Annotated in this window: 25 protein-coding genes and 1 tRNA gene; 15 read left to right on the forward strand and 11 right to left on the reverse strand. The window is 73.2% G+C overall.

Features of this window, described 5'->3' with window-relative positions; genetic code table 11:
* Positions 1 to 69: 69 nt before the first annotated feature.
* Positions 70 to 738, reverse strand: coding sequence for a DUF461 domain-containing protein (locus ACFWJO_RS07240; RefSeq protein ID WP_386863820.1), 669 nt, complete (start codon positions 736 to 738; stop codon positions 70 to 72).
* A 623-nt stretch (positions 739 to 1,361) separates the two neighbouring features.
* Here ACFWJO_RS07240 and ACFWJO_RS07245 point away from each other — a divergent pair.
* The 6 genes from ACFWJO_RS07245 to ACFWJO_RS07270 all read left to right on the forward strand — a co-directional run bounded on the left by ACFWJO_RS07245 (position 1,362) and on the right by ACFWJO_RS07270 (position 7,667).
* Positions 1,362 to 1,844: a CarD family transcriptional regulator gene (locus ACFWJO_RS07245; RefSeq protein WP_003953493.1), complete on the forward strand. Its 483-nt coding sequence runs from the start codon at positions 1,362 to 1,364 to the stop codon at positions 1,842 to 1,844.
* 317 nt (positions 1,845 to 2,161) lie between these two features.
* A complete protein-coding gene (gene ispD, locus ACFWJO_RS07250; RefSeq protein ID WP_386863821.1) occupies positions 2,162 to 2,911 on the forward strand; it encodes a 2-C-methyl-D-erythritol 4-phosphate cytidylyltransferase in 750 nt (249 codons plus the stop codon).
* Positions 2,901 to 3,410, forward strand: coding sequence for a 2-C-methyl-D-erythritol 2,4-cyclodiphosphate synthase (gene ispF / locus ACFWJO_RS07255; RefSeq protein ID WP_386863822.1), 510 nt, complete (start codon positions 2,901 to 2,903; stop codon positions 3,408 to 3,410). The genes ispD and ispF overlap by 11 nt, the downstream gene beginning before the upstream one ends.
* Before the next feature lie 163 nt (positions 3,411 to 3,573).
* Positions 3,574 to 4,974, forward strand: coding sequence for a cysteine--tRNA ligase (gene cysS, locus ACFWJO_RS07260; RefSeq protein WP_386863823.1), 1,401 nt, complete (start codon positions 3,574 to 3,576; stop codon positions 4,972 to 4,974).
* A 91-nt stretch (positions 4,975 to 5,065) separates the two neighbouring features.
* Entirely contained in the window at positions 5,066 to 6,022 is a 957-nt protein-coding gene (gene rlmB / locus ACFWJO_RS07265; RefSeq protein ID WP_265867366.1) for a 23S rRNA (guanosine(2251)-2'-O)-methyltransferase RlmB, read from the forward strand.
* Between the two features lie 115 nt (positions 6,023 to 6,137).
* The gene (locus tag ACFWJO_RS07270; protein WP_386863824.1) at positions 6,138 to 7,667 is read left to right on the forward strand and encodes a DoxX family protein; all 1,530 of its coding nucleotides are present in this window, start codon (positions 6,138 to 6,140) and stop codon (positions 7,665 to 7,667) included.
* Between the two features lie 534 nt (positions 7,668 to 8,201).
* On the opposite strand, the gene ACFWJO_RS07275 is transcribed toward ACFWJO_RS07270, so the two are convergent.
* The 3 genes from ACFWJO_RS07275 to ACFWJO_RS07285 form a co-directional block, all read right to left on the reverse strand.
* Complete coding sequence (locus ACFWJO_RS07275) at positions 8,202 to 8,915, reverse strand: NDP-sugar synthase (RefSeq protein WP_386863825.1); 714 nt, start codon at positions 8,913 to 8,915, stop codon at positions 8,202 to 8,204.
* A 44-nt stretch (positions 8,916 to 8,959) separates the two neighbouring features.
* A complete protein-coding gene (locus ACFWJO_RS07280) occupies positions 8,960 to 9,382 on the reverse strand; it encodes a hypothetical protein (RefSeq protein ID WP_386863826.1) in 423 nt (140 codons plus the stop codon).
* A gap of 246 nt (positions 9,383 to 9,628) precedes the next feature.
* Positions 9,629 to 10,726, reverse strand: a complete 1,098-nt coding sequence (locus tag ACFWJO_RS07285; protein WP_386863827.1) for an ABC transporter ATP-binding protein — start codon at positions 10,724 to 10,726, stop codon at positions 9,629 to 9,631.
* A gap of 191 nt (positions 10,727 to 10,917) precedes the next feature.
* Between ACFWJO_RS07285 and ACFWJO_RS07290 the strand changes: the two genes are divergently transcribed.
* The 3 genes from ACFWJO_RS07290 to ACFWJO_RS07300 all read left to right on the forward strand — a co-directional run bounded on the left by ACFWJO_RS07290 (position 10,918) and on the right by ACFWJO_RS07300 (position 13,240).
* Positions 10,918 to 10,991 (forward strand) — tRNA-Thr (locus ACFWJO_RS07290).
* Between the two features lie 87 nt (positions 10,992 to 11,078).
* Positions 11,079 to 12,821 carry a right-handed parallel beta-helix repeat-containing protein gene (locus tag ACFWJO_RS07295; RefSeq protein ID WP_386863828.1) on the forward strand — a complete coding sequence of 581 codons (1,743 nt, stop codon included), beginning with the start codon at positions 11,079 to 11,081 and terminating at the stop codon, positions 12,819 to 12,821.
* A complete protein-coding gene (locus ACFWJO_RS07300) occupies positions 12,818 to 13,240 on the forward strand; it encodes a hypothetical protein (protein WP_386863829.1) in 423 nt (140 codons plus the stop codon). The genes ACFWJO_RS07295 and ACFWJO_RS07300 overlap by 4 nt, the downstream gene beginning before the upstream one ends.
* Positions 13,241 to 13,330: 90 nt before the next feature.
* On the opposite strand, the gene ACFWJO_RS07305 is transcribed toward ACFWJO_RS07300, so the two are convergent.
* Positions 13,331 to 14,728: an NAD(P)/FAD-dependent oxidoreductase gene (locus ACFWJO_RS07305; protein WP_386863830.1), complete on the reverse strand. Its 1,398-nt coding sequence runs from the start codon at positions 14,726 to 14,728 to the stop codon at positions 13,331 to 13,333.
* A 153-nt stretch (positions 14,729 to 14,881) separates the two neighbouring features.
* Here ACFWJO_RS07305 and ACFWJO_RS07310 point away from each other — a divergent pair, with 153 nt between their 5' ends.
* The 5 genes from ACFWJO_RS07310 (at position 14,882) to ACFWJO_RS07330 (ending at position 18,449) form a co-directional block, all read left to right on the forward strand.
* A complete protein-coding gene (locus tag ACFWJO_RS07310; protein WP_386863831.1) occupies positions 14,882 to 15,610 on the forward strand; it encodes a DsbA family protein in 729 nt (242 codons plus the stop codon).
* Positions 15,603 to 16,517 carry an aminoglycoside phosphotransferase family protein gene (locus ACFWJO_RS07315; RefSeq protein ID WP_386863832.1) on the forward strand — a complete coding sequence of 305 codons (915 nt, stop codon included), beginning with the start codon at positions 15,603 to 15,605 and terminating at the stop codon, positions 16,515 to 16,517. Before ACFWJO_RS07310 ends, ACFWJO_RS07315 begins: the two co-directional genes overlap by 8 nt.
* A 19-nt stretch (positions 16,518 to 16,536) precedes the next feature.
* Positions 16,537 to 17,013: a GNAT family N-acetyltransferase gene (locus ACFWJO_RS07320; protein WP_386863833.1), complete on the forward strand. Its 477-nt coding sequence runs from the start codon at positions 16,537 to 16,539 to the stop codon at positions 17,011 to 17,013.
* 73 nt (positions 17,014 to 17,086) lie between these two features.
* Entirely contained in the window at positions 17,087 to 18,058 is a 972-nt protein-coding gene (locus ACFWJO_RS07325; protein ID WP_386863834.1) for a hypothetical protein, read from the forward strand.
* A 55-nt stretch (positions 18,059 to 18,113) separates the two neighbouring features.
* Positions 18,114 to 18,449 (forward strand): hypothetical protein, encoded by a 336-nt coding sequence (locus ACFWJO_RS07330; RefSeq protein WP_384410179.1) that lies wholly within the window; start codon positions 18,114 to 18,116, stop codon positions 18,447 to 18,449.
* Between the two features lie 14 nt (positions 18,450 to 18,463).
* Here the strand turns inward: ACFWJO_RS07330 and ACFWJO_RS07335 are convergent, their stop codons facing one another.
* Both ACFWJO_RS07335 and ACFWJO_RS07340 read right to left on the reverse strand, forming a co-directional pair.
* Positions 18,464 to 19,453 (reverse strand): zinc-binding dehydrogenase, encoded by a 990-nt coding sequence (locus tag ACFWJO_RS07335; protein ID WP_386863835.1) that lies wholly within the window; start codon positions 19,451 to 19,453, stop codon positions 18,464 to 18,466.
* 98 nt (positions 19,454 to 19,551) lie between these two features.
* Positions 19,552 to 20,745, reverse strand: coding sequence for an NAD(P)-binding protein (locus ACFWJO_RS07340; RefSeq protein ID WP_386863836.1), 1,194 nt, complete (start codon positions 20,743 to 20,745; stop codon positions 19,552 to 19,554).
* 108 nt (positions 20,746 to 20,853) lie between these two features.
* Between ACFWJO_RS07340 and ACFWJO_RS07345 the strand changes: the two genes are divergently transcribed.
* A complete protein-coding gene (locus tag ACFWJO_RS07345) occupies positions 20,854 to 21,525 on the forward strand; it encodes a pentapeptide repeat-containing protein (protein WP_386863837.1) in 672 nt (223 codons plus the stop codon).
* Between the two features lie 125 nt (positions 21,526 to 21,650).
* Here the strand turns inward: ACFWJO_RS07345 and ACFWJO_RS07350 are convergent, their stop codons facing one another.
* The 4 genes from ACFWJO_RS07350 to ACFWJO_RS07365 all read right to left on the reverse strand — a co-directional run bounded on the left by ACFWJO_RS07350 (position 21,651) and on the right by ACFWJO_RS07365 (position 25,421).
* Positions 21,651 to 22,151: a hypothetical protein gene (locus ACFWJO_RS07350; protein WP_386863838.1), complete on the reverse strand. Its 501-nt coding sequence runs from the start codon at positions 22,149 to 22,151 to the stop codon at positions 21,651 to 21,653.
* A 38-nt stretch (positions 22,152 to 22,189) separates the two neighbouring features.
* The gene (locus ACFWJO_RS07355; protein WP_386863839.1) at positions 22,190 to 23,401 is read right to left on the reverse strand and encodes an FAD-dependent monooxygenase; all 1,212 of its coding nucleotides are present in this window, start codon (positions 23,399 to 23,401) and stop codon (positions 22,190 to 22,192) included.
* Positions 23,402 to 23,529: 128 nt separating this feature from the next.
* Positions 23,530 to 24,165 (reverse strand): response regulator, encoded by a 636-nt coding sequence (locus ACFWJO_RS07360; RefSeq protein WP_386863840.1) that lies wholly within the window; start codon positions 24,163 to 24,165, stop codon positions 23,530 to 23,532.
* On the reverse strand, positions 24,162 to 25,421 hold the full coding sequence (locus tag ACFWJO_RS07365) for a sensor histidine kinase (RefSeq protein WP_386863841.1): 1,260 nt from the start codon (positions 25,419 to 25,421) through the stop codon (positions 24,162 to 24,164). Before ACFWJO_RS07365 ends, ACFWJO_RS07360 begins: the two co-directional genes overlap by 4 nt.
* Positions 25,422 to 25,559 lie beyond the last annotated feature (138 nt).

The following is a 25,559-nucleotide window of genomic DNA, read 5'->3' on the forward strand; positions in this document are numbered from 1 at the left end:
CTCAGCGCCTGTACGAAAGGGCGCCCCCTCCTCGGAGGGGGCGCCCTTTCGGCTTGCCTGCCGGTCGGCTCAGTGGCCGGCCGCGTGGGTGGCCTCGCCGGTCGGCGTGGCCGTGCCGGTCGGGGTCGCCGTGCCCGACGGGGTGGCGCCGTGGCCGGCCTCGCCGGTCGGCGTGGCGGTGGCGGTGGCGCCCGTGGTCGGCGTGGTGGCCGGCGGCTTCGGGATCTCGGCGGGGCCGTACTCCTTGAAGTAGCCCTGCGCCGGGACGACGAACGCGTCGAGCGACACCTCGCCGGTCTTGCTCAGCTTGAAGACGACCTTCTGCGCGTCGCCGTTCCTGGCCTCCCGCAGGCCGCCCTCGACCGTGGCGGTCGCGTTGCCGGCGCCGCCGATCACGACGGAGCCGCCGGCGGGGACGACGATCGGGCCGTCGCCCTCGGCCGCCTTGAGCTTCACGGCGCCGACGGTGCCCGGCAGGGTGATCGACTCGAGGGTCTGCTGCGTCCGGCCGTTGTTGAAGACGGTGGCGGAGACGACGGCCGGGCCGACGGCACCCGGGTCCGGCTGGGTGATCACGAGCGCGTTCTGGATCTTGACGTCGTCCACCGTGACGGCGGCGTTGTCCGGCCGGACGCCGAGCGTCTGTGCGTCGTTGCCCGCACCACAGGCGGACAGCGAGGCGATCGAGATCACGATGGCGGTGGCGGCGAGGGCGCCGCGTCGAAGGCTGCGGCTCACGGCGGCGGCAACTCCTAGGACGTACGGACGGGCTAAGTAACGGCTAAAGGTGTGTCAGCGCGCTTAGGTTACCGAGCCGCACTCTCCGTCCCGCACCCGACCCGCCCCCAACGCCTAACCGGTCGCGTACCGGCCGCCACCCGCGCCCGCCGCACCCCCTGTGGCCCCTCCGCGCCCGCCCGTCGTCCAGAACTCGCCGTCATGGCCGGATCACGCCCCATTGACGCGCCGTTCACATAAGCGCCGTGATCAATTCGGCCGCCGGCCGCGCATTACCCGTGCGCCACCCCTCGGCGCCATTCGGGAATCCCTCCGTGATCAATTCGAGAATCCGCCCGTACGGGTGGCCGATCCTCGAACGGACTACGTGAAGAGCGCCACACCGAACCCGGCAAACCTGGACATCACCCCTCCCTCACACCACCCTCGGACCCTGTAACGTGGGTGTTTCTCTGCGTCCACGCAGCCGCTCCGACCTGCGAATACCGCCTTCCGGAAGGCCTCCGCAGCACGTCCGCTGCGCTGTTGTCAAGCCCCGAGATATGCCCTGACCTGCGAAAACGCCATTCAGAAGAAGCCGTATCCGTGTTACTCTGGATAGCCACGGAAGGGGTACCTGTCACATGACGTTCAAGGTTGGCGACACCGTGGTCTATCCCCATCACGGGGCCGCGCTGATCGAGGCCATCGAAACTCGCCAGATCAAAGGCGTGGACAAGACCTACTTGGTGCTCAAGGTCGCGCAGGGCGACCTGACGGTTCGTGTGCCGGCGGACAATGCGGAGTTCGTCGGTGTTCGCGACGTGGTCGGTCAGGACGGGCTGGACCGGGTCTTCGAGGTGCTGCGCGCGCCGTACGCCGAGGAGCCGACCAACTGGTCCCGTCGCTACAAGGCGAATCTGGAGAAGCTCGCTTCGGGCGACGTCATCAAGGTCGCCGAAGTGGTGCGCGACCTGTGGCGCCGTGAGCGCGAGCGCGGTCTCTCCGCCGGTGAGAAGCGCATGCTCGCCAAGGCGCGCCAGATCCTGGTGAGCGAGCTGGCCCTCGCGGAGAACACCAACGAGGACAAGGCCGAGGCGCTTCTCGACGAGGTGCTCGCGTCCTGACGCCTGCCGTCTGATGCCATCCGACGCCTGGCGCTCATGCCATGCCACGCACATGCATGCCACGCACAATGCCGCGGTGCCCGCTGACGCGCTGTGAATCCCAGTGATTCCACAGTGCCGTCGCCGGGCACTGCGGCATGTTCGTCTCTCTTTTTCCCGACCCCCTGCCGACCTCGGCACCCACACGACGACCACGGCGGCTCGCACGGCGACGCCTCGACCGTCGTCACGGAAAGGGCCCGGTCGAGGCGTCGCGGCAAGCCTGCTGACGCCATACCCACGTCGCCCGCGGAAACAAACCTGCCGGAGTGCAACCGATGACAGACGAAGCGCGTCCTACTCGCACCGCCGTGGTGATCCCCGCGGCCGGCCGGGGCGTGCGCCTCGGCCCGGGCGCCCCCAAGGCGCTGCGCGCGCTGAACGGCACCCCCATGCTCATCCACGCCGTCCGGGCGATGGCCGCCTCCCGCGCCGTCTCCCTCGTCGTCGTGGTCGCGCCGTCCGACGGCGCCACCGAGGTCAAGAACCTCCTCGACGCCCACGCCCTGCCCGAGCGGACCGACTACGTGGTCGTGCCCGGCGGCGACACCCGCCAGGAGTCCGTCCACCTCGGCCTCAAGGCGATCCCCGACGACGTCACCACCGTCCTCGTGCACGACGCCGCCCGCCCGCTCGTGCCCGTCGACACCGTCGACGCCGTCATCGAGGCGGTACGGGACGGGGCCGTCGCCGTCGTCCCCGCGCTGCCCGTCGCCGACACCGTCAAGGAGGTCGAACCGGCCGAGCGGCCCGGCGGCCCCGAGCAGGTCGTCGCGACCCCGGTCCGCGCCCGCCTCCGTGCCGTACAGACCCCGCAGGGCTTCGACCGCGAGACCCTCGTCAACGCCCACGCCACCGTCGCCCTCACCGGAGAGGGCGCCACCGACGACGCCGGCATGGTCGAGAAGCTCGGCGCGCCCGTCGTCGTCGTGCCCGGCCACGAAGAGGCCTTCAAGGTGACCCGCCCCCTCGACCTCGTCCTCGCCGAGGCCGTACTCGCCCGCAGGAGGGCCAACGATGGCTTCTGAGCTCCCGCTCATCCCCCGTACCGGCATCGGCATCGACGTCCACGCCTTCGAGAAGGGGCGCGAGCTGTGGTGCGCCGGTCTCCTGTGGGACGGCCCCGACAGCGACGGGTACGGGCTCGCCGGGCACTCCGACGGTGACGTGGCCGCCCACGCCGCCTGCGACGCGCTGTTCTCCGCCGCCGGCATCGGCGACCTCGGCGCCCACTTCGGGACCTCGCGCCCCGAGTGGTCCGGCGCCTCCGGCGTCACCCTGCTCGCCGAGGCCGCCCGCATCGTCCGGGCCGAGGGCTACGAGATCGGCAACATCGCCGTCCAGGTCGTCGGCGTCCGCCCCAAGATCGGCAAGCGCCGCGACGAGGCCCAGAAGGCGCTGAGCGAGGCGGCCGGCGCCCCCGTGTCCGTCTCCGGCACCACCACCGACGGCCTCGGCCTCACCGGCCGCGCCGAGGGCCTGGCCGCCCTGGCGACCGCCCTCGTCTACCCGGTGGCCCGCGCCTAGGCCGTCCCTTCCCGATCCGGGCCGGATCACGACCGGTTCCGCACCCGGGGAGCGCCAGCGGGAAGCCGAGCGGGAAGCCGAGCGGGAGGCCGAGTGGGAAAAGTGTCACCCGCGACCCGCAAAGGGTCGCGGGGCACTGCCCCCCGCCCACTACCCTGGTGTGGTGACTATTCGCCTGTACGACACCAGCGCCCGGCAGATCCGTGACTTCACCCCGATCAAGCCGGGCTGTGTCTCGATCTACCTGTGTGGCGCGACCGTGCAGGCCGCCCCGCACATCGGGCACATCCGCTCGGGCCTGAACTTCGACATCATGCGCCGCTGGTTCGCGTACCGCGGCTACGACGTCACGTTCGTCCGCAACGTCACCGACATCGACGACAAGATCATCAAGAAGGGCGCCGAGCAGGGCCGCCCCTGGTGGTCCATCGGCTACGAGAACGAGCGCGCCTTCAACGACGGCTACCACGCCCTCGGTTGCCTGCCGCCCACCTACGAGCCGCGCGCCACCGGCCACGTCACCGAGATGGTCGAGATGATGCGCGGCCTCATCGAGCGCGGCCACGCCTACGTCGCCGACGGCAGCGTCTACTTCGACGTGCGCTCCTTCCCGGACTACCTGGCGCTGTCCAACCAGGACATCGACGACCTGCGCCAGCCGGCCGAGGAGGGCATCACCGGCAAGCGCGACCCGCGCGACTTCGCCATGTGGAAGGCGACCAAGCCGGGCGAGCCCGACTGGGAGACCCCGTGGGGCCGCGGCCGTCCCGGCTGGCACCTGGAGTGCTCGGCGATGGCGCACAAGTACCTGGGCTCCGCCTTCGACATCCACGGCGGCGGTCTCGACCTGATCTTCCCGCACCACGAGAACGAGATCGCCCAGGCCAAGGCCTTCGGCGACGACTTCGCCTCGTACTGGGTGCACAACGCCTGGGTCACCATGAGCGGCGAGAAGATGTCGAAGTCGCTGGGCAACAGCGTCCTCGTCTCCGAGATGGTGAAGAACTGGCGCCCGATCGTCCTGCGTTACTACCTGGGCACCCCGCACTACCGGTCGATGATCGAGTACAGCGAGGAGTCCCTGCGCGAGGCCGAGGCCGCCTTCGGCCGCATCGAGGGCTTCGTGCAGCGCGCCACCGAGAAGGCCGGGTCGCCCGTCGCGCCCGCCGCCGAGGTGCCGCCGGCCTTCGCCGAGGCCATGGACGACGACCTCGGCGTGCCGCACGCGCTGGCGATCATCCACACCACCGTCCGCCAGGGCAACAGCGCGCTGGCCGCCGACGACAAGGACGAGGCCATCGCCCGCCTCGCCGAGGTGCGCGCCATGCTCGGCGTCCTCGGTCTCGACCCGCTCGACCCGCACTGGGCCGAGGAGACCGGCGGCGGCGAGGAGCTGCACGGCGTGGTCGACACCCTCGTACGGCTGGTGCTCCAGCAGCGCGAGTCCGCCCGTGAACGGAAGGACTGGGCGACCGCGGACGCCATCCGTGACCAGCTCACGCAGTCCGGCCTCGCCATCGAGGACAGCCCGGACGGTCCGCGCTGGACCCTCGCCAACCGTTAGCAAGACGACGCGTGTGCCGTCCGGGCCTCCGGGCGGCACACTTCACTTACAGACTTCATACGCACGCAGGTAGAGGAAACAGGTAGCAGCCATGGCCGGGAACAGCCAGCGCAGGGGACGTCGCACGTCCAACAAGAAGGGCGCGACGGTCGGCAGCGGTGGCCAGCGACGCAAGGGCCTCGAAGGCAAGGGCCCCACGCCCAAGGCCGAGAACCGCAAGGGCCACAAGGCGTACCGCGTCTCCAACGCGATGGCCCGGAACGCGGCCAAGCGCAAGCCCGTCGCCCGCCGCGGCGGCAAGGGCCAGTCGGAGATGGTCGTCGGCCGCAACCCGGTCTTCGAGGCGCTGCGCGACGGCGTGCCCGCCACCACGCTCTACGTCCAGCAGTTCATCGACAACGACGAGCGCGTGCGCGAGGCGCTGAACCTCGCCACCGGCCGCGGCAACATCAACATCATGGAGGCGCCGCGCCCCGAGCTCGACCGGATGACCAACGGGCTCAACCACCAGGGCCTCGTCCTCCAGGTCCCGCCGTACGAGTACGCGCACCCCGAGGACCTGGCCGAGGCGGCCTACGACGACCACGAGGACCCGCTGATCGTCGCCCTCGACGGCGTCACCGACCCGCGCAACCTGGGCGCCGTCGTCCGTTCGGTCTCCGCTTTCGGCGGCCACGGCGTGGTCGTGCCGGAGCGGCGCGCGGCCGGAATGACCGCGGGCGCGTGGAAGACCTCCGCCGGCACCGCCGCCCGTACGCCGGTGGCCCGCGCCACCAACCTGACCCGCTGCCTGGAGCAGTACCAGAAGGCGGGCCTGACGGTCGTCGGTCTGTCCGCGGACGGCGACACCGAGGTGCACGAGCTGGAGGCGCTGTCCGGCCCGGTCGTCATCGTCGTCGGCTCCGAGGGCAAGGGCCTGTCCCGTCTGGTCGGCGAGACCTGCGACTTCCTCGTTCGCATCCCGATGCCCGGTGGCGCCGAGTCGCTGAACGCCGGTGTCGCGGCGGGCGTGGTGCTCTACGAGGCGGCCCGCCGCCGCATGGGCTGATCCACCCCCGTACGGGCTGACCCGAACGGGGGACGCTCCCCGGCCGTGATCTTGACGGACCTCCGACATTTCGGGTCCGTCAAGGCAGTGTCCTAACCGCGCATCACTCGGTTAGATGAGTGTGGACACCAGAACGCCCCGGCCGGGGTTCGACGATCAGCCCGCGCTGAGCATGGTCAAGGTGGATTCCGATCCCGCCCAGGTGATCGTGAACCACGCCAGCTTCCGTGTGCGGCTCGCGCCGGCCAAGGAGACGAAGGTCGCTCCCCGTATCGCCGCGCTCGCCGGAGCCGCGGCGGGTGTCGGCGCTGTCGCCGGCGCGGGAGCCGGCCCCCGCCGCCGTCCCGTCGTGTGGAGCGGCAAGTCCGCGCCGGGCGCCACCGGGCTGCTCCAGGCGGTCCGCGACTCGTCCGCCGCGGGCGCCGTCTCCACCCTGGAGCCGACGACCCAGACGATCCCGCGCATCGACGACACGATGCCCACCCCGGTGGTGCCGGCGGCCGGGCCGCCCGCCCCGCTGCTGCCGCCGATGCGGCGCGCCGAGGGCGCGTACGACGACGTGTACGAGATGGCGCCCGACGCGTACGACGAGGGCGCCGATCCGCAGGACCGCGGGCAGCGGCACGGCGCGGACGCCGTCCGGCACGCGTACTACCCGGGCCGCCGGATGAACCTGGGCGTGGTGCTCCTGCCGCTGCGCGTCTTCCTCGGCTTCATCTCCATCTACGCGGGCATGGGCAAGCTCTGCGACCCCGTCTACTTCGACGGCGGCGAGCGCGGCTCCATGGTCAAGTGGCTGCACTCGCTGCACCCGTGGGCGCTGGCCGAGCCGCTGCGCGACTTCGCGCTGCAGCACCCGGTCGGCGCGGGCCTCACCGTCGCCTTCCTCCAGGTCGTCGTCGGCGTCCTCACCGTGCTCGGCCTGTGGCAGCGGGTCGCGGCCGTGGTGGGCGCGCTGCTGTCGGCGGCGCTCATCCTGACCGTCAGCTGGAAGACCGTCCCGGTCTACGACGCGCCGGACATCATCTACCTGGCCGCGTGGTCGCCGCTGATCATCGCCGGCGCCCCGGTGTACTCGGTCGACGGCCGCCTGGCCGGCGAGGCGTGGCGGACCCTCGGGCCGCGCTCGGAGCTGTGGGAGCTGCGCCGCCGGGTGCTGCGGCGGGGCACGGTGGTGGCTGCGGTGGTCGTCGGACTCACGCTGCTCATCGGCTCGATGCTCGGCGGGGCGGTGCGCTCCTCGCAGATGGTCACGGTTCCGGGCCCGAACGACGACCCGATCAACCACCTCCCGGGGCAGCCGCTCCCGCAGGAGCCGGGCGCGAGCAGCCCGTCCCGGAAGGCCACGAAGAGCCCGAAGCCCACGGCGACGACCGGGGCGAGCGGCACGAGCGAGCAGGACGAGGACGAGGCGAAGCCGACGGAGTCGGCGCGGGAGACCCGGCGCAGCGACCGTACGAGCCCGCCGGCGACGACCACGCGGAGCCCGAGCCAGACCCGTACGACGGCTCCGTCGTCCTCGACGAGCGACTCCACGTCGGGCGGCACGAGCGGCACCCCGTCGAGCGGAAGCAGCACCGGCTCATCGGACGGCGGCTCGACGTCGGGCGGCGCACGAAACCCGATCGGCGGCCTGCTGGGCTGAGGCGACGCGGGCGGCGGCCCGGTCGGACCCTGCGACCCGGGCGGGCATGGGCCTGCGGCCGGCGACAGTGCGGCCCGGCGGCCGGCGGCCCGGCTCCGAGAGGCCCCCGTGTCCATGCGGACACCGGGGCCTCTCGCGTGGCTTCTCGGCGGGCGGCCCTTGCCGGCCGGGCGGTCCCGCTCCCTGAGGGGCCCGTGTCCTTGCGGACACCGGGCCCCTCTCGCGTGGCCGCGTGGCCGCGTGGCCGCGTGGCCGCGTGGCCGCGTGCCCGCGTGGCCGCGTGCCCGCGTGCCCGCGTGGCGGCCTGGCTTCCTGGCCGCGTGCCCTCGTGCGTGCCCTCTCGTGTCGCCGGCGCCCCACCGCCGCTGTGGGGCCGCGAGACGCGCCCCGCGCCGCGAAGCGCGCGAGAGGGCGGCACCACGACTCGTGGTGCCGCCCTCGTCGGCTTCCTGGGGCCACGCCGGCGCGGCGCGGCGGGGCGAGGCCCGTGCGCCGGGCGCCGCGGGCTGCGTCTCTGCGTGCGTGCGCCGCGGGCTACGCCTGTGCGGCGAGTTCCTTTGCCGCCTCCGTCAGGTCCTTGGCGGTGTCGATGGCCCGCCAGTACGCGCCCTGCGGCAGCGGGAAGCCCGCCAGGCGGCGTTCCCTCGCGAGGCGGGGGAAGGTGGTGCGCTCGTGGTCGCCGCGCTCGGGCAGCAGCTCGGTGAAGGCCGCGGAGAAGACGTACACGCCCGCGTTGATGAGGTACGGGGACGGCGGCGACTCGATGAAGTCGGTGATGTGGCCGAAGGCGTCGGTCTCGACGGCGCCCCACGGGATGCGCGGCCGGGCCAGCGCGAGGGTCGCGGTGGCGTCGCGCTCGGTGTGGAACTCGGCCATCTCGCGCAGCGAGAAACGGGTCCAGATGTCCCCGTTGGTGGCGTACCAGGGCTTCCCCGGTTCGGGCAGGTGCGCCGCCGCGTACTTGAGGCCGCCGCCGCGGCCCAGCGGCTCGGACTCGACGACCGTGGTCACCTTCAGCGGCAGGTCGGCGGTCTCCAGCCACTCCTGGAGCACCTCGGCGAGGTGGCCGCAGGAGACGACGGCGTCCGTGACTCCCTCGGCGGCGAGCCAGGACAGCTGATGGCCGATGATCGGGGTCCCGGTGCCCGGGATCTCGACCATCGGCTTGGGGCGGTCGTCGGTGTACGGGCGCAGCCGCGAGCCCTGGCCGCCCGCCAGGACCACGGCCTGCGTCGGGGAAGTGTGCATACCGGGAACGATATGCGGTGAACGGCAGACCTACCGGGCCCGGCTCAGGCGGCGTTCATGACGCCGGTCGCGAAGGACGTGTCGCAGACCGGGCGGGAGTAGGACTGGGCGCGCGTCGGGCCGAAGCGCTCGACCGCGGCGGCGCCGAGGGCGCGGGCGATGGACATGCAGTGGCGGGCGAGGGAGGGCCGGTTCTCCACCTCGCGCTGGAGGTGGGTGAGGGCGACCCCGGGGTCCTTCTCCTGAAGCTCTGCGAGGAGCTGGTCGCGCAGAATATCCTGCGGGGCGCGGGACTTGGCGCGGGTGGAGACGTCCGCCGACGACGCGGTGGACGCGGTCAGCATCTGGGTCCCGTGGCTCTGGCCGGCCCACGGAACGGCGGACACCGCGAGCGTTCCGGAGAGCACCAGGACGACGGGCAGGACGAGGGCGAGAGAGCGGCCGATTCGGCGGGCAGTATGCGTCACGCAGGCGAGCGTAGCGGCCGGTAGTGATATGGCGACATTTAGTCACTCTCGCGAGGGATGGTTCGAGGCGGCTTTTCGAATCCCGTGTTGACGCGGGGGAGGGGCCCGGTGTCTGTTTGCCCAGTTCTGCCGGGGTTTTCGCCGAGTCGGGGATTCATGCCTCCTGTACGCGAACGGCCCCGCCCCCGCAAGCGGGGACGGAGCCGTACGGCGTGGAGCGCGTGCGCCGGGCGGCGCGGTCCGGCGTCAGTCGGAGAGACGCTCGCCCGTCGAGGTGGAGAAGACGTGCAGCTCGGCCGAGCGCGGCACGACGTGCAGCGTGGAGCCCTTGGCCGGGACCTCGCGGCCGCCGACGCGGACCACGACGTCCTTGTCCTCGCCGCCGACGCGGGTGGAGCCGTACACGAAGCCGTCGGAGCCGAGCTCCTCGACCACGTTCACGGTCACGGCCAGGCCGTCCTTGCCCGTGGGGCCCGACACGTCGAAGTGCTCGGGGCGGACGCCGACGGTGACGGTGGTGTCGCCCTTGGCGGCCGCGGCGGCGATGGCCTCGCGGGAGACCGGGACGACGCTCGCGCCGAACTTCACGCCGCCGTCGGTGATCGGGACCTCGATCAGGTTCATGGCGGGGGAGCCGATGAAGCCAGCGACGAAGAGGTTGGCGGGCTTGTCGTACATGTTGCGCGGGGTGTCGACCTGCTGGAGCAGACCGTCCTTGAGGACCGCGACCCGGTCGCCCATGGTGAGGGCCTCGGTCTGGTCGTGCGTCACGTACACCGTCGTGATGCCCAGGCGGCGCTGGAGGCTCGCGATCTGGGTACGGGTCGAGACGCGGAGCTTGGCGTCGAGGTTGGACAGCGGCTCGTCCATGAGGAAGACCTGCGGCTCGCGGACGATGGCGCGGCCCATGGCGACGCGCTGGCGCTGACCGCCGGAGAGCGCCTTCGGCTTGCGGTCCAGGTACTCGGTGAGGTCGAGGATCTTCGCCGCCTCCTCGACCTTGGTGCGGATCTCGCTCTTGTTCACGCCGGCGATCTTGAGGGCGAAGCCCATGTTGTCGGCGACGGTCATGTGCGGGTAGAGCGCGTAGTTCTGGAACACCATGGCGATGTCCCGGTCCTTCGGCGGCAGGTGCGTGACGTCGCGGTCGCCGATGCGGATGGCGCCGGAGGTGACGTCCTCCAGACCGGCCAGCATGCGCAGCGAGGTCGACTTGCCACAGCCGGAGGGGCCGACGAGGACGAGGAACTCGCCGTCGGCGATCTCGATCTCCAGCTCGTTGACGGAGGGCTTTTCGGCGCCGGGGTAGACCAGGGTCGCCTTGTCGTAGGTGACGGAAGCCATGGTGATGTGTCCCTTCACCGGCAGGAACGTGCCGGACGATCCGAGTAAAGGAAGGATTGAGGTCTAGTCCACCTGGGTGAACTCGAAGTGACGCTACCCGGCGGCGCCGGATCTGTCAGCAGTCCGGGTGCTACGGGATGCGTGAGATTTCCGACCTGGGGCGGGCGGGCGTTCGTTACACTGCATTCGCTGCCTCCTTAGCTCAGCTGGCCAGAGCACCGCTCTTGTAAAGCGGGGGTCGTCGGTTCGAACCCGACAGGGGGCTCTCTGAAACAGCACCAGGTCCGAGGCCCTGTCGTCCGTGCGGGCGGCAGGGCCTCGGTTCTGGGTACGGGCGGGAGCTGACGGGGAGGTGGCCGCCTTGGCCGCGAGGTACCGCGTGTCGCCTCGTGGCGGCATGGGCGTCCACCGCGACATCGCGTCCGCGCTCGCCGCTGCGGCCCGCAAGAACCGGCCGGCCCGGATCGAGATCGCGCCCGGGCACTACGCGGAGCCGCTCCTCGTCCGGGGCGAGGTCGAGCTGGTCGCGACGGGCGAGCCCGGTTCGGTCACGGTGATCCTGCCGAGCGGCACCGCGCTGGAGACGGCCGGGACCGTCCTGGCCCGCGGACTCGTCCTGGCCTCCCGTGACGCGGACGTCGTCCGCTGCGCCGCGGGCACGCTCACCCTGGAGCACACGGAGGTACGGGCGCCGGGCGGCGTCTGCGTGCACGCGACGCCCGGCACCGCGGTGACGCTCCGGGACAGCGCCTTCCGGCACGGCCGGGTGCTCTTCGCCGGGGCCGGCGGGCACGTCGAGCGGTGCCGGTTCACCGACGCCGCGGACAACGCGCTCGCGGCGATCGAGGGCGCCCGGGTGTCGGTGAGGGACAGCCGGTTCACGGGGGCCCGGATCCACGGCGTCAGGGTCAGCGGTGCGCAGGCCGAGGTGACCGGCTGCGAGCTCACCGGGACCGGGCTGGCCGCGCTGTTCGCGGACACGCAGGCCTGGCTGGCGGTGGCCGACTGCACCATCGCCGACGTCGGCGCGGAGGCCGTCGGATACCTCCACCACTCCCGTGGGAGCGTGGACCGGGTCCGCGTCACCGGCGCCGAGCAGGGCATCGCGGTCGCGGAGGGCTCCGACCCCGTGGTGCGCGGCTGTGTCCTCACCGACTGCCGGGACACCGGGATCACCGTACGGGCGGGCCGCGGCCGGTTCGAGGACTGCGAGGTCGCGGAGGCCGGCAACGTCGCGGTGTTCGTGTCCGAGCGCGGTGCCCCGGAGGTGCACGGCCTCCGGGTCGCCGGCGGCAACGTCGGCGTCGTCGTCACCGGCACGGGCTCCCGGGGCGCCTTCCACGGGGTGCGGGTCACGGATCTGACGGGCGTCGCGCTCCGGGCGTACGAGGGCGGCAAGGCCGTCTTCCGGGACGTGCGGGTGGAGCGTTGCGTGACCCATCTGGAGACGCGTGGCGACGCGGGCACGACCGCGGAGGTGGACGGCGGAGTGTTCACGGACTTCTCGATGTCGGCCGTGGAGGTCCTCGGTACGTCCCGGGTCACCCTGCGCCAGGTGACCGCGGAGCGCGGCATGGTGGGCTTCGCCGTCGCGGAGGAGGCCCAGCTCTTCCTGACCGACTGCGAGGCGCGGGCGGTGACGTCGGCCGGGGCCGCGGCCCTCGGGCAGGGGCGGCTCGTCGCCCGGCGGCTCCGGGTGGCCGGATCGGAGTCGCTCGGTCTCCTCGCCCAGGACCGGTCGAGACTGGAGGTGCACGACAGCGAGTTCACCGACTGCGCGTCGGTGGGCGCGTTCTTCCGGAACGAGGCGGGCGGGCTCTTCGTGGGCTGCGCGGTGTCGGGGACGGGCGCGGCGGGCGTGCGGCACAACGGCCGGGTGTCGATGCCGTCGCTGCGGAGCTCGCTGTCGGTGGAGGAGTGGCAGGACGAGACGAACCAGCCGCCGCCCACGCACGTCACCTACAACAACAATGTGACGATCCACGGCGGCGTGAGGGACTCCCAGCTCGCCGTGGGCAACGAGCGGGTCGACATGAACCAGCGCATCGACAGCCGGCGGACGCCGCACACCGACGAGGACGGATCTCCCGCATGAACGGTCCCCAGCACGGCACCCCGGAGCATCAGGGTTCGGGGCTCCACATCCACGGCCCGGTGAGCGGTTCCCAGATCGCCGTGGGCAACGAGCAGGTCACCCAGAACCAGATCAACCACACCCCGGCGCCGGTCGCCCCCGGTTACGCCGAACTCGCCGAGCTCGTACGGGAGCTGCTGGCGCGGCTGCCCGAGCAGGGCCTGGGCGCGCAGGAGCGCGAGGACACCGAGGCCGCGGCGGGCGAGGTCCTCGCCGCCATCAGCGGCACCGAGGAGCCCGAGCCCGGCAGGCTGCGGCGCGCCCTCACCATGCTCCGGGGCGCGCTCGCCCCGGTCGCGACGGGCGTGGCGGCCGGGACGACGGTGGGGGCGCAGGAATGGGCGCTGTCGGCGATGCAGGGACTGAGCGGCCTCGGCTGAGGCGGGGGTTCCGGAGTGCTCGGCCGTGGGCGGTCGCTGAGCGTGGAGTGCTCGGCCGTGGGCGGCCGCTGAGCGTGGAGTGCTCGGCTCTCAGCGGCCGCTGAGCTTGTTCGCGAGGAGCGCGATGCGGTCCGTCGCGGCCGTACGGGCGGTGGCCTCGCGGCGGTCGGCGCCGCGGAAGGCGGCGTACATGGTCTGGACGCCGAGCCAGCGCAACGGCTCCGGCTCCCACTTGCGGACGCGGTGGTCGACCCAGGGCAGGGTGGTCAGGTCCGTCGGGCCCGCCTGGCCGGAGTCCTGCCGGATGAGGTCGCGCAGGGTGCGGGCGGCCAGGTTGGCGGTGGCGACGCCGGAGCCGACGTAACCGCCCGCCCAGCCGAGTCCGGTGGAGCGGTCCAGGGTGACCGTCGCGCACCAGTCGCGCGGCACGCCGAGGACGCCGGACCAGGCGTGGGCGATGCCGACGCCCGCCAGCTGCGGGAAGAAGCGGATCAGGATCTCGCGCAGGGCCTCGACGGTCTGCGGCTGGGTGCGTCCGTCGTTGTCGGTCTTCGAGCCGTAGCGGTACGGGACGCCCCGGCCGCCGAGCGCGATGCGGCCGTCGGCGGTGCGCTGGGCGTACATGTAGGCGTGCGCCATGTCGCCGAGGGTCTCCAGGCCGTCCCAGCCGACGGACTCCCACTGGGCGTCGGTCAGCGGTTCGGTGGCGATCATGGAGGAGTTCATGGGGAGCCAGGTGCGGCGCTGGCCCGCGAGCGAGGCGGTGAAGCCCTCGGTGCAGCGCAGCACGTAGGGGGCGCGGACCGTGCCGTACGGCGTGACCGCGTGCTTGGGCCGGATCTCCGTCACCAGCGTGGACTCGTGGATGGTGACGCCGAGCGCCTCGACGGCCGCGGCCAGGCCCTTGACCAGCTTGACCGGGTGGAGCCGCGCGCCGTGCGGGGTCCAGGAGGAGCCGACGGCGCCGGTGACGCGGATGCGCTCGGCGGTCTCGCGTGCCCCGTACAGCTCGCGCTCCTTCTCGCCGAAGGCGATCTCGACGGTGTGGAAGTCCTTGAGGCGGGCGAGCTGGGCGGGTGAGGTGGCGACCTCCAGGACGCCGCCTCGGTGGATGTCGGCGTCGATGCCCTCGGCGGCGCAGACGTCGACGACCTCGGTGACGGTGTCGTTCATGGCGTGCTGGAGGCGTACGGCGGCCTCGTGGCCGTGCTGCCGTGCGTAACGGTCGCGGCCGGCGATGCCGTTGTAGAGCCAGCCGCCGTTGCGGCCGGAGGCGCCGTAGCCGCAGAAGGCGGCCTCCAGGACGGTGATGTCGAGGAAGGGCACGGCCTTCTTGAGGTAGTACGCGGTCCACAGGCCGGTGTAGCCGCCGCCGACGATGCAGACGTCGGCCGTCGTGTCGCCGGGCAGCGGCTCGCGCGGGGCGGGGGCGCCGTCCTGCGCGTACCAGAACGAGATGCCGCCGTTGACCGTGCCGATCGTGCTCATGTCCATCCCTCTTCCGGGTCCTTCCGGGGCCGTGCGCGGGAGGCTACCGGGGGCGTTGGTCCCGTGGATACGGGTCCTTCGGCGCGGGTTCCGGGGCGGCGGCGCGCCTAGCTTCGGGAGTACGGATTTCGTCGTTCCGGAAGGACTCTGCCCATGCGTGTACGCGGGACCGGCCGCGCCGTCGTCGCGGTGGCCGCCACCGGCCTCATCGCCCTTGCGGCGGCGGGGTGTTCGCAGGGCGGCGGCGCCGCGGACGCGGCGCTGACGGTGGCGGCGGGGGAGCACGCTGACGTGCTCGGGGGGCTGCCTGCGGCGGTGGACGGCGCGAAGATCGTCGTCGGCGAGGCGAGGGCGCCGCACACGGTGACGGTTTTCGTCGATCCGCGGTGCGGCTACTGCGCGAAGTTCGAGGCGGGCTCGGGGGCGGTCCTCGCGGAGCGGGCGGCGGCCGGGAAGGTGCGCGTCGAGTACGTCGTGGCCTCCTTCCTCGACGCCAGGACGGGCGGCGCGGCCTCGGCGCGGGCGGCGAACGCGCTGCGGGCGGCGGCGGAGGCGGACGCCGTGTCGGGGCCGGGGAAGTTCGCGTCGTACCAGGCGGCGCTGTACGCGAGCCGGCCGGACAAGGCCGCGAAGGACGGCTTCTCGACGGAGCATCTCCTCGCCATAGCGGAGAAGGTGCCGGGTCTGCGGGGCGCCGCCTTCGACAAGGCGGTGCGGGAGGACGCGTACCGGGAGTGGGTGGCGTCCGCCGAGAAGGCCTTCGAGGACTCGGGCGTCGGCGGCACGCCGACCGTCCTCGTCGACGGCGAACCACTGGCGGCGGGCAACGGCCTCTACGACCCGTCGGAATTCTCGCAGGCGCTGCGCGACGCGGGTGTCTAAGGTCGGTCGGGTGATCGAGATCCCGGCGGAACTGGCGGCGTCGCAGGCGGAGTGGAACGGCGAGGCGGGGCGGGCGTTCATCGCCGCCCTGCCGGGCAGGGCGGAGGAGTTCCTGAACCGCTGGGGGCTGCGGCCGACCGGCCCGTCGATGCACGGGGCGGCGTCGCTGGTGCTGCCGGTGTCGCGGGCCGACGGGACGCGGGCCGCGCTCAAGCTCCAGCTCCTCGACGAGGAGACCGAGGGCGAGCCGGTCGCGCTGCGGACGTGGGCGGGGGACGGAGCCGTACGCCTCCTCGAACACGACCGGGAGACAGGCACGTTGCTCCTGGAACGGGCCGACGAGACCCGACACCTGTCGGGATCGGGCGACGCGCGCGGGGCCGTGCGCGTCCTCGCGGACCTCCTGGCCCGCCTGGTCGCGGTCCCGGCGCCGCCGGGCCTGCGGTCCCTGGGGGACATCGCGGCGCGGATGGTGGCGGCGGCGCCGAAGGCGGCCGGGCGGCTGGCGGACCCGGACGACACGGCGCTCCTGAAGGACTGCGCGGCGGCGGTACGGGAGGTCATGGGCGAGCCCGGCGATCGGCTGCTCCACTGGGACCTGCACTACGACAACGTCCTGGCGTCCGAACGCGAGCCCTGGCTGGCCATCGACCCGAAGCCGCTGACCGGCGACCCCGGCTTCGAGCTGCTGCCCGCCCTCACCAACCTGTGGAACCCGGACCCGGCCGAGACCTCGTGGCGCTTCGACCTCCTGACCGAGCGCCTGGACCTGGACCGCGCCCGTGCGCGGGCCTGGACCCTCGCCCGAGTGCTCCAGAACGGTCTGTGGGACGTGGCGGACGGCGAACCGGCCCTCGACCCGGACCAGGTGTCCATCGCGCGGAACCTGCTGGCGAGGCGCCCCTGAGGGAGTGCACCCTGACTCCATGATCCGTACCGCCACGCCTGCCGACGTCCCCGTGATCCACCAGCTGATCCGCGACCTCGCCGAGTACGAGAAGGCCCTCGACGAGGCCCGCGCCACCCCCGAACAGCTCCACGAAGCCCTCTTCGGCGACCGCCCCGCCGCCTACGCCCACATCGCCGAGACCGCCGACGGCGAGGTCGCGGGCTTCGCCCTCTGGTTCCTCAACTTCTCGACGTGGCGCGGCGTCCACGGCATCTACCTGGAAGACCTCTACGTCCGCCCGGAGATGCGCGGCGGCGGCCACGGCAAGGCCCTCCTCACCGAACTCGCCCGCCTCTGCGTGGAGCGCGGCTACGAGCGCCTGGAGTGGTCCGTCCTCGACTGGAACCAGCCGTCCATCGACTTCTACGAGTCCCTGGGAGCCCGCCCGCAGGACGAGTGGACGGTGTACCGCCTGACGGACGGGGCCCTGAAGTCGCTGGGCGGGGAGGCGTAGGGCCCGGCGGACCGCCGCCCTCTTCCGCACGGGCCGCGCGGGCCGACCTGAGCACGGGCGCTAGCCTCGGCGGATGACTCCCGAGAAGCCGCCGAAGGTCGTCACGCGCCACCGCGAGGGGCGGATCCACGCGTACGTGCTGGAATCCGGTGCCTTCGGGGCCCTGGAGCCCGCCGCCGTGTTCCGGCCGAGGGCCGGCGACGTCGTCGTGGAGTCGGCGGTCCGGCCCGATCTGGAGCGCGCCGTGTACACGACGCTGAACGGAGTCGTCTGCCTCGGCCGCACGGACGTGCTGTGGGCGGCGGACTTCGAGCCGCACTCCGACCAGCGGTACGGCCACCGACCCGGCTGTGCGCTGTCCTTGGACGGCCGGACCGTCTGGGTCTACCGGCCGGACGCGATGGCGGGCCGCGACGGCCTGGATCTGTGGGTCGCGTACGACGCGGAAAGCGGTGCGGTCCTCGTCCGCCATGAGGTGGGCACGGCCGGCCACGGCGGCGGCCATCACGTGCATCCCCTGGACGGCAGCGTCTACCTCGACATCGGTGAGGGCCAGGACGGCGCCGTCATCCTCAGAGGCACGACCGGTGGCGACGGCGAGTCGGAGTTCGTGACGTACCCGTGGTGGGACCGCTGCCTGATCGACCTGGCGCCGGACGGACGGCAGTTCATGACGGTCGACCACGGACAGCACGACGTCGCCTTCCACCTCCACCCCAGCGGCGACGCGCTCTTCACCCTGTCCGTCGAGGCCTTCGGATACGACTTGGAGGAGACCTTCGTGGAGTGGAGCGGCGGCTATCTGACCCCGGACACGGCGGTCGTCACCCTGGGAGGCGAGAGCAGCGACGAGGAGGAGTGGTTCCGCCACCACCTGGTCGACGTGCGCACCGGTGCTCCGCACGGTGAGCTCGCCGTCGAGGTAAGCCACGCGTACGAACTGGTGCCCCTGGGCGACGGCTCCTGGCTCACCGACGGCCCTGACGGCCACCCCGTCCGCTGGTCCCGCGCCTCGCTGCCGCAAGGTCCTCCCGGCGGTCGGTGACGGGTACGTGCGGGGGTCGTCGTGCCGGGTCCGCGGCCTCGTGTAGGAAGGGGGCATGGACAAGGACATTCAGCAGCGGTTCGAGCGGATCACGGCCTTCGTCGAGGCGCGGCTCACGCCGCTCTTCGACCCCGAGAACGGGAGCGACCACGGCTTCGGGATGGACGACACCTCCCGGGCGCTGCGCGCGCTGCGCTACACCGTGCAGGCCGCTTCGGCGGTGAACGGGCTGCTGGAGAAGCGGGCCTCGGCGCCGGAGCTGCGGCAGGTCGTGGACCAGGCGCTGGAGCACAACTGGGACGTGCTGCGCTCCATCGCCCGGATGTGGGAGGACCACCCTGACTTCCGGAAGGAGTTCAAGGGGCACTCCTGGGACGTGCTCGGGATCTGAGCCCGGACGGCCCGTCAGGGGACCAGGACCACCTTGCCCATGGTGCCCCGGGTCTCCAGGGCGCGGTGGGCCGCCGCCGCCTCCGCGAGGGGGAAGCGGTGGACCGCCGGACGGAGGGTGCCGGCGGAGAGCGCGGCCAGGGCGGCGAGTTCGAGGTTGCGGATGTCGCCGCCCGCCTTCTGGATCATCACCGGGCCCAGGACGGATTCCGACGTGATGCCCCGGGCCGTGAGCTCCTCCTCGGTGAAGGTGAGTTCCTCGCCGCCCGACCAGCCGAAGACGACGTGCCGGCCGCCCGCGCCGAGCAGGTCCACCGCGGCGCGGGCGGTCGCCCCGCCCACCGAGTCGAAGACGACCGTCGCCCCGCGCCCGAGCGCGTCGAGGTACGCGGCGACCTGCTGCGCCCAGTCCGGTGCCGTGTAGTCGACCGCCAGGTCCGCGCCGTTCTCCTTCACCCGGGCCACCTTCTCCTCGCCGCCCGCCAGGCCGATCACGGTGGCGCCGGCGTTCTTCGCGTACTGCACGAGGAGGGTGCCGATGCCGCCCGCCGCGGCCGGGACGATCGCGACCGAGTCCGGGCCGAGCTCGGTGAACTGCAGGATGCCGAGGGTCGTGCGGCCCGTGCCGATCATCGCGACCGCCTCCGCCTCGCCGACGTGGTCGGGGAGGGCGTGGAGGCGGCCGGCGTCGGTGACGGCCAGTTCGGCGTAGCCTCCCGGCGCCATGCCCAGGTGGGCGACCACCCGCTTGCCGAGCCACGCCGGGTCGGTGCCCTCGCCGAGCGCGTCCACCGTGCCGGCGACCTCGCGGCCGGGGACCGTGGGCAGTTCGGCGGGCGCGGGGAACGGGCCCGTCCCACCCTCGCGCAGCACCGTGTCGAGGAGGTGGACGCCGGCGGCCGTCACCTTGACGCGGACCTGGCCGGGACCCGGTACCGGGTCCGCGACCTCCTCGTACGTCAGGTTCTCGGCGGGGCCGAAGGCGTGGAGGCGGATGGCGTGCATGGCGGGCTCCCCTGGATCGTCGGTCGACGGGACCGGTCGGATGGTCGGCCGGGCCCGTCGGGCCCGGTGATCTCGTGCGGCGGGACCAGCATCCGACCTCAAGCACGCTTGAGGTCAAGTGGCTTCGTCCGCAGATCCGCCCGCATCGCCAGCGACACCGCCTCCACCGCGCTGGTGAACGACACCTCCGAGAGCACGCCCGGCGCCGCCACCTGGTCGCCCGCCAGGTACACGCCGTGCCCCCGGTCGATCGCCGGCCGGTCGCGCCAGGTGGTGCCGGGGCGGTCCACCGCGCCCGTACGGCCGTGGGAGACCGCCTCGCGTCGCCACACCGCGCGCTCGCGCCAGCCCGCGAAGCCCAGGTCGAGCAGCCGCTCCGCGTGCGCCACACCCTCCGCCTTCCCCTCGCCGGGACCGATCGGCAGCTGCGCCTGGATCAGCTCCTCGCCCGCCGGCGCGAGGCTCGGGTCCTGCGCGGTGAAGCGCTCGACCCAGCCGGGCGCGTCCAGGTCCGAGATCACGAACGGATCGCCCTTCCGGCCCTTCCCGCTCCGCAGCGCCAGGTCGAACAGGACCGTACGGCCCGACTCCCAGGACAGCGACGGGTCGCCGAGCAGCCGCGCGGCGGCGGCCAGCGAGGTCGCCACCACCACCGGGCCCGCGCCGCGCGGCAGGTCGTCGAGGCTGTCGACGCGCGACGAGGTCTCGATCCGTACGCCCGTCTCCCACGCGCGCGCCGCCATCCGCTCGATCAGCCTGCCCCAGCCGCCCTTGACGTAGTGCGCCTCCGGCGGCAGCGACGCGGCCCGGTGCAGCCGCTCCTGCACGAAGCGGGCCGACAGCGCGCCCGGGTCGTGGTGGAACAGCGCGACACCGCTGTACGAGGCGGCCGCCCGCGCCGCGTCCGGCCCCGCGAGCCGGGTCGCCCAGGTGCGGAAGTCCTCGTCCACCGGCGCCTGTTCCGCCGTACGGAGCGACTGCCGCAGGAAGCCCAGCGGCGGGACGCGGCGCAGCGCGCCCTTGTGGTGGAAGCGCAGCTTCGCCGCCTCGCGCAACGGCAGCGGGGCGAGCTCGCCGAGCAGGCCGCGCTGCTTCAGCCAGGTCCAGTGCGGACCGCCGTCGTAGAGGGCGTGCGGGCCCTCGTTGGTCAGGTACGGGCCTTCGGCGGTGCGGGCGCGCCCGCCGAGGGTGTGGTGCGACTCGTACAGGGTCACCTTGGCGCCCGCCTCGGCGGCGGTGACGGCCGCGGTGAGTCCGGCGAAGCCGCCGCCGACGATCGTGATCTTCCGCATCTGTCCGGCTCCCTCGTTGTCGGGTTTCACGGAGGGGACGAGCGGCCCCGGCGCGTTCGTGACATCGCCGGCGGGGGATTGTCAGTGGCGTGCGTCACCATGGCGGTCATGAGCACGAGGAAGAAGACGGTCGCCAAGGTGCGGCGGGCGGAGGTGCGGCTGCCTCCGCTGGAGGCGTACGAGGGCGGCCTGGAGCCGGACGGGGACTACGACGGCCTGGAGCTGGCCGGCCTGGACCTGGCCGGGGGGAACGGCGCGGGGGCCCGGTTCCTGGACTGCGCGGTGCGCGACTGCGGGCTCGACGAGGCGCGGCTGAAGTCCGCCCGCTTCCTCGATTCGGTCCTGGAGGGCGTACGGGGCGTGGGCACCGACCTGGCCGGGGCGCAGCTGCGTGACATGGAGCTGGTGGACGCCCGGCTGGGCGGGACGCAGCTGCACGGGGCGGTGCTCGAGCGGGTGTGGGTGCGGGGCGGGAAGATCGACTACCTGAACCTGCGGATGGCCGAGCTGCGGGACGTCCTCTTCGAGGGGTGCGTGCTGAGCGAGCCGGACTTCGGGGGCGCGGTCCTGGAGCGGGTGGAGTTCCGGGACTGCGTGGTGACGGGGGCGGACCTCAGCCGGGCGAAGCTGAAGGACGTCGACCTGCGGACGATCCAGCGGCTGGAGATCGCGCGGGGGGTCGACGCCCTGGCGGGCGCGGTGATCTCCACGGCGCAGCTGCTCGACCTGGCGCCGGTGTTCGCGGCGCAGTTGGGGGTGCGGGTGGAGGATCCCGCCTGAGCCGGGGGGAGAGACGCGGGTCCGGGCCGGGGGGAGACGCGGGTCCGGGCCGGGGTGCGCCCCTGAGCCGGCAGGCGCCGGTTCGTGCCAGGACGCGCGGGCCTCGGCCAGGGCACGCGCGCGGGCTAGGACACGCGGGGGAAGCGGGCCTGGAGGTCCCAGATCGCCGGGTTGTCGGCCAGGCCCTCGTGCATGTCCGTGAGGTCGGCGAGCAGGTCGTGCAGGAAGTCGCGGGCCTCGCGGCGCAGTTCGGTGTGGCTGAAGGTGAGCGGCGGCTGGTCGCCCGGCATCCAGTCGGCCTCGACGTCCACCCACCCGAAGCGGCGCTCGAAGATCATGACGTCCGACGACTCCGTGAAGTCCAGCTCCGCGTACTGGGGCCGGGCGGCGCGGCTGCCGCGCGGGTCGCGGTCGATCTGCTCGACGATGTCGCACAGCGCCCACGCGAAGTCGAGGACCGGCACCCATCCCCAGGCCGTGGACAGCTCCTCGTCCTTCTCCGTGTCCGCGAGGTACACGTCGCCGCAGAACAGGTCGTGGCGCAGGGTGTGGACGTCCACGGCCCGGTAGTCGGTCTGCGGGGGGTCCGGGAAGCGGCGGGAGAGGGAGTAGCCGATGTCGAGCACGGGTCGATGGTCCCATGCCCGGACGCCGCCGGTTTCCCTCAGCCCCGGTGGACCGCCCTCGCCACCCGCGGGCCCAGCCAGCGCTTGAGGCGGCGCAGGGGCTCCAGCTGCTCCGCGGCGCGGTCGAGACGGTAGTAGAGCTGGGGCGGGACGTGCGGGAGCAGCGGGGAGTGGCGCTGGCCGAGCAGGGCGAACATCCGCGCCGGCTCCAGGCGCATGTAGCGGGGCAGGTTCTCGTACCACTGGGCGCTGTAGCGGGCCGCGCTCTGCGCGGACACCAGCTCCGAGCGGCGCCGCCGCCCGTACGCGGCGAGGGCCGCGGGCACGGGGACCGACGGGTCGCGCAGGGCCGCGGCGAGGGCGAGGGCGTCCTCCAGGGCCAGGGTGGTGCCCGCGCCGATCGAGTAGTGGGTGGTGTGGGCCGCGTCGCCGAGCAGCACCGTCCTGTCGTGGTGCCAGACCCGGTTGGTGAGGGTGCGGAAGTGCAGCCACTGGGCCGGGGCGCCGTCACCGTGCTGCTCGCGGCCGATCAGCGGCTCGCCGTCGAGCAGGTCGGAGAACAGCTTCTCCAGCAGGTTCAGGCTGTCGGCCTCGTTCAGCCGGTCCAGCCCGAGGCCCGACCAGGTCTCCGGGCCGCACTCCACCACGCACGTCGACTGCTCGCCGCTGAACCCGTAGGCGTAGCACCAGATCCAGCCGTGCTCGGTCTCCTTGAAGGCGAAGCTGAAGGAGTCGAAGACCTTCGTCGTGCCGAGCCAGACGTAGTGGTTGCGGCCGCTGGTGACCTTGGTGCCGAAGCGGCCGGCGTGCGCCTCGCGCAGCGCGCTGTTCACGCCGTCGGCGGCCACGACGAGGTCGGCCTCCGCGAGCTCGGGCGCGTCGGGGCCGTCGACGGCGTGCTCGTGCTCGACCCGTACGCCCAGCTCCCGGGCCCGGTCGGCGAGCAGCGCGAGCATCCGGCGGCGCCCGATGCCGAAGCCCGCGTCGCCGCGGTGGACGGTCCGCTCGTCGCGGACGATCGCCACGCCGTCGGTCCAGGTGACCGACGCGGCGGCGATCGCCTCCGCCGACTCCGGGTCGCCCGCGCGCAGCTTGTCGAGGAGCCCGGCCCAGTAGGTGACGCCCCAGCCGTAGGTGGAGCCCTCCGCGTTCCGCTCGTACACGGTGACGTCGTGGGAGGGGTCCTGGCGCTTCATCAGGATCGAGAAGTAGAGGCCGCCGGGCCCGCCGCCGACGATGGTGATCTTCACGGGTGCTCCCACGAGGACATGACACAGTGCGCTGAAGTGGCAACGCACGGTAGCAGCGCGTGGCGTCGTGACGAGCGGAAAGCCGGGCAGGGTCCGCCCGCCCGGGTGAAGGACCCCGTCGCGCACCGCTACGGCAGCAGGCGCTGCTCCTTCGCCACCGCCACCGCGCCCGCCCGCGTGTCGACGCCGAGCTTCGCGTAGATCCGGCCCAGGTGGGTCTTGACCGTGGCCTCGCTGATGAACAGCGCGCGGGCGATCTCGCGGTTGCCCAGGCCGTGCGCGAGCTGCCCGAGGATGTCGCGCTCCCGGTCGGTGAGGGACGGGCCCGCCGCGCCCCGCATCCGGTCCATCACCCGGCTGGCGACCGGCGGCGACAGCGTCGTACGGCCCTGCGCGGCCGAGTGGATCGCGGCGAACAGCTCCTCCGGGCGCTCGGCCTTCAGGAGGTAGCCCGTCGCGCCCGCCTCGATGGCCCGGGTGATGTCCGCGTCCGTGTCGTACGTGGTGAGGACGAGGACGTGGACGCCGGTCGGCGCGATCCGCCGGGTCGCCTCGACGCCGTCGATGCCCGGGCCGAGCTGGAGGTCCATCAGGACCACGTCCGGCCGCAGGTGGGAGGCCATCGCGACGGCCTCCTCGCCGCTGCCGGCCTCGCCGACCACCTCGATGCCGGGAGCGCTGCCGAGCAGCGCGAGCAGCCCCGCCCGGACCACCGCGTGGTCGTCGCAGAGCAGGATCCGTACGGGCGCTGCGGGCGCGCTCACTGTCGTACCTCCAACGGGATCGCGGCCGAGAGCACGGTGCCCTCGCCCGGGGCGGACTCGATCGTCAGCGTGCCGCCCAGCTGCCGGGCGCGCACCCGCATCGCGGGCAGCCCGTGGCCGCGCACCCCGTCGTCGGCGCGCGAGGCCGCCGGGTCGAAGCCGCGGCCGTCGTCGGCGACGTCGAGGACGACCTGGTCGTCCAGATAGGTCAGGGTGAGCGCGGCCGAGGAGGCCCCGGCGTGCTCGCGGATGTTGGCGAGTGCGCCCTGCGCGATCCGCAGCAGCGCCGACTGCACCCGGTCCGGCAGCGGCACCGCCGCCCCGTCGACCCGGAACACGGCCGACTCGCGGGTCGCGAGCCCGCGCAGCGCCTCCTCGAGACCGCCGCCCTCGGCGAGGTCGGCCGGCGCGAGGTCGTGGACGAAGCGACGGGCCTCGGCGAGGTTGCGTTCCGCGATCGACTCGGCCGTACGGACGTGGCGGCGGGCGGTCGCCGGGTCGGCGTCCCAGGTGCGGTCGGCGGCCTGGAGCAGCATCTGCTGGCTGGACAGGCCCTGCGCGAGGGTGTCGTGGATCTCCATGGAGAGCCGCTGCCGCTCGGCCAGGGTGCCCTCGCGGCGCTCGGTCGCGGCCAGCTCGCGGCGCGTGCTGATCAGGTCCTCGATGAGCGTCCGCTGCCGCGCGGCCTGCCGTTCGGCGTGCACGAAGACGGCGGTGGCGATGGCGGCGACGGCCGGCGGGGCGATCACCAGGTTCGGGTCGAAGCCGCCCTCCGACAGCTGCACCTGCGCGGCCACGACGAACACCGTGAGCAGCGCGACCAGGCCGAGCGCGGCGCGCGGCGGAAGCGTGCGCAGGCCCGTGTAGAACAGCGGCACCGCGCACCAGGCGAAGCTCGGCGCGAGCACCACGAGGACCATCCAGACGGCGACGACCGTGCCCAGCCACGCGATCCTGCGGGGCGTGGCGCGGGTGCCGAGGACGGGGCCGAGGAGGTAGAGGGACGCCAGGGCGCCGGACAGCGCGACGATCCAGGGGCTGCGGTCCTCCCACGGGTGGCGCAGCAGGAAGCGGACGAGGGACGCGCCGAGGAGGAGGAAGAAGGCCACGTGCATGACCCGCGCCAGCCAGCGGGCGTCCGGGTCCCGCTCCGGGGCCGGGTTCCGCTCCGGGGCCGGGTTCCGCTCCGGGTCCCGCTCCGTGCCCGGGTCCCGCTCCTGGGCCGGGGTCGTGGCCCGGTCCGTCGTCCGGTCCATCGTTCACCTGCCTCGTTTCGCTTCTGCCGTACAGCGCACGCATCTGACCTGGGGATACGTGTCCATCCTGACCCAGGAGGACCAGGGCGGCATCAACCGATCGGCTGACACCCCCGTCATCCACTGTGCGCGCCGGAC

The sequence above is a fragment of the Streptomyces sp. NPDC127092 genome (assembly GCF_042722475.1).
In the GTDB taxonomy this organism is placed as follows: Bacteria; Actinomycetota; Actinomycetes; order Streptomycetales; family Streptomycetaceae; genus Streptomyces.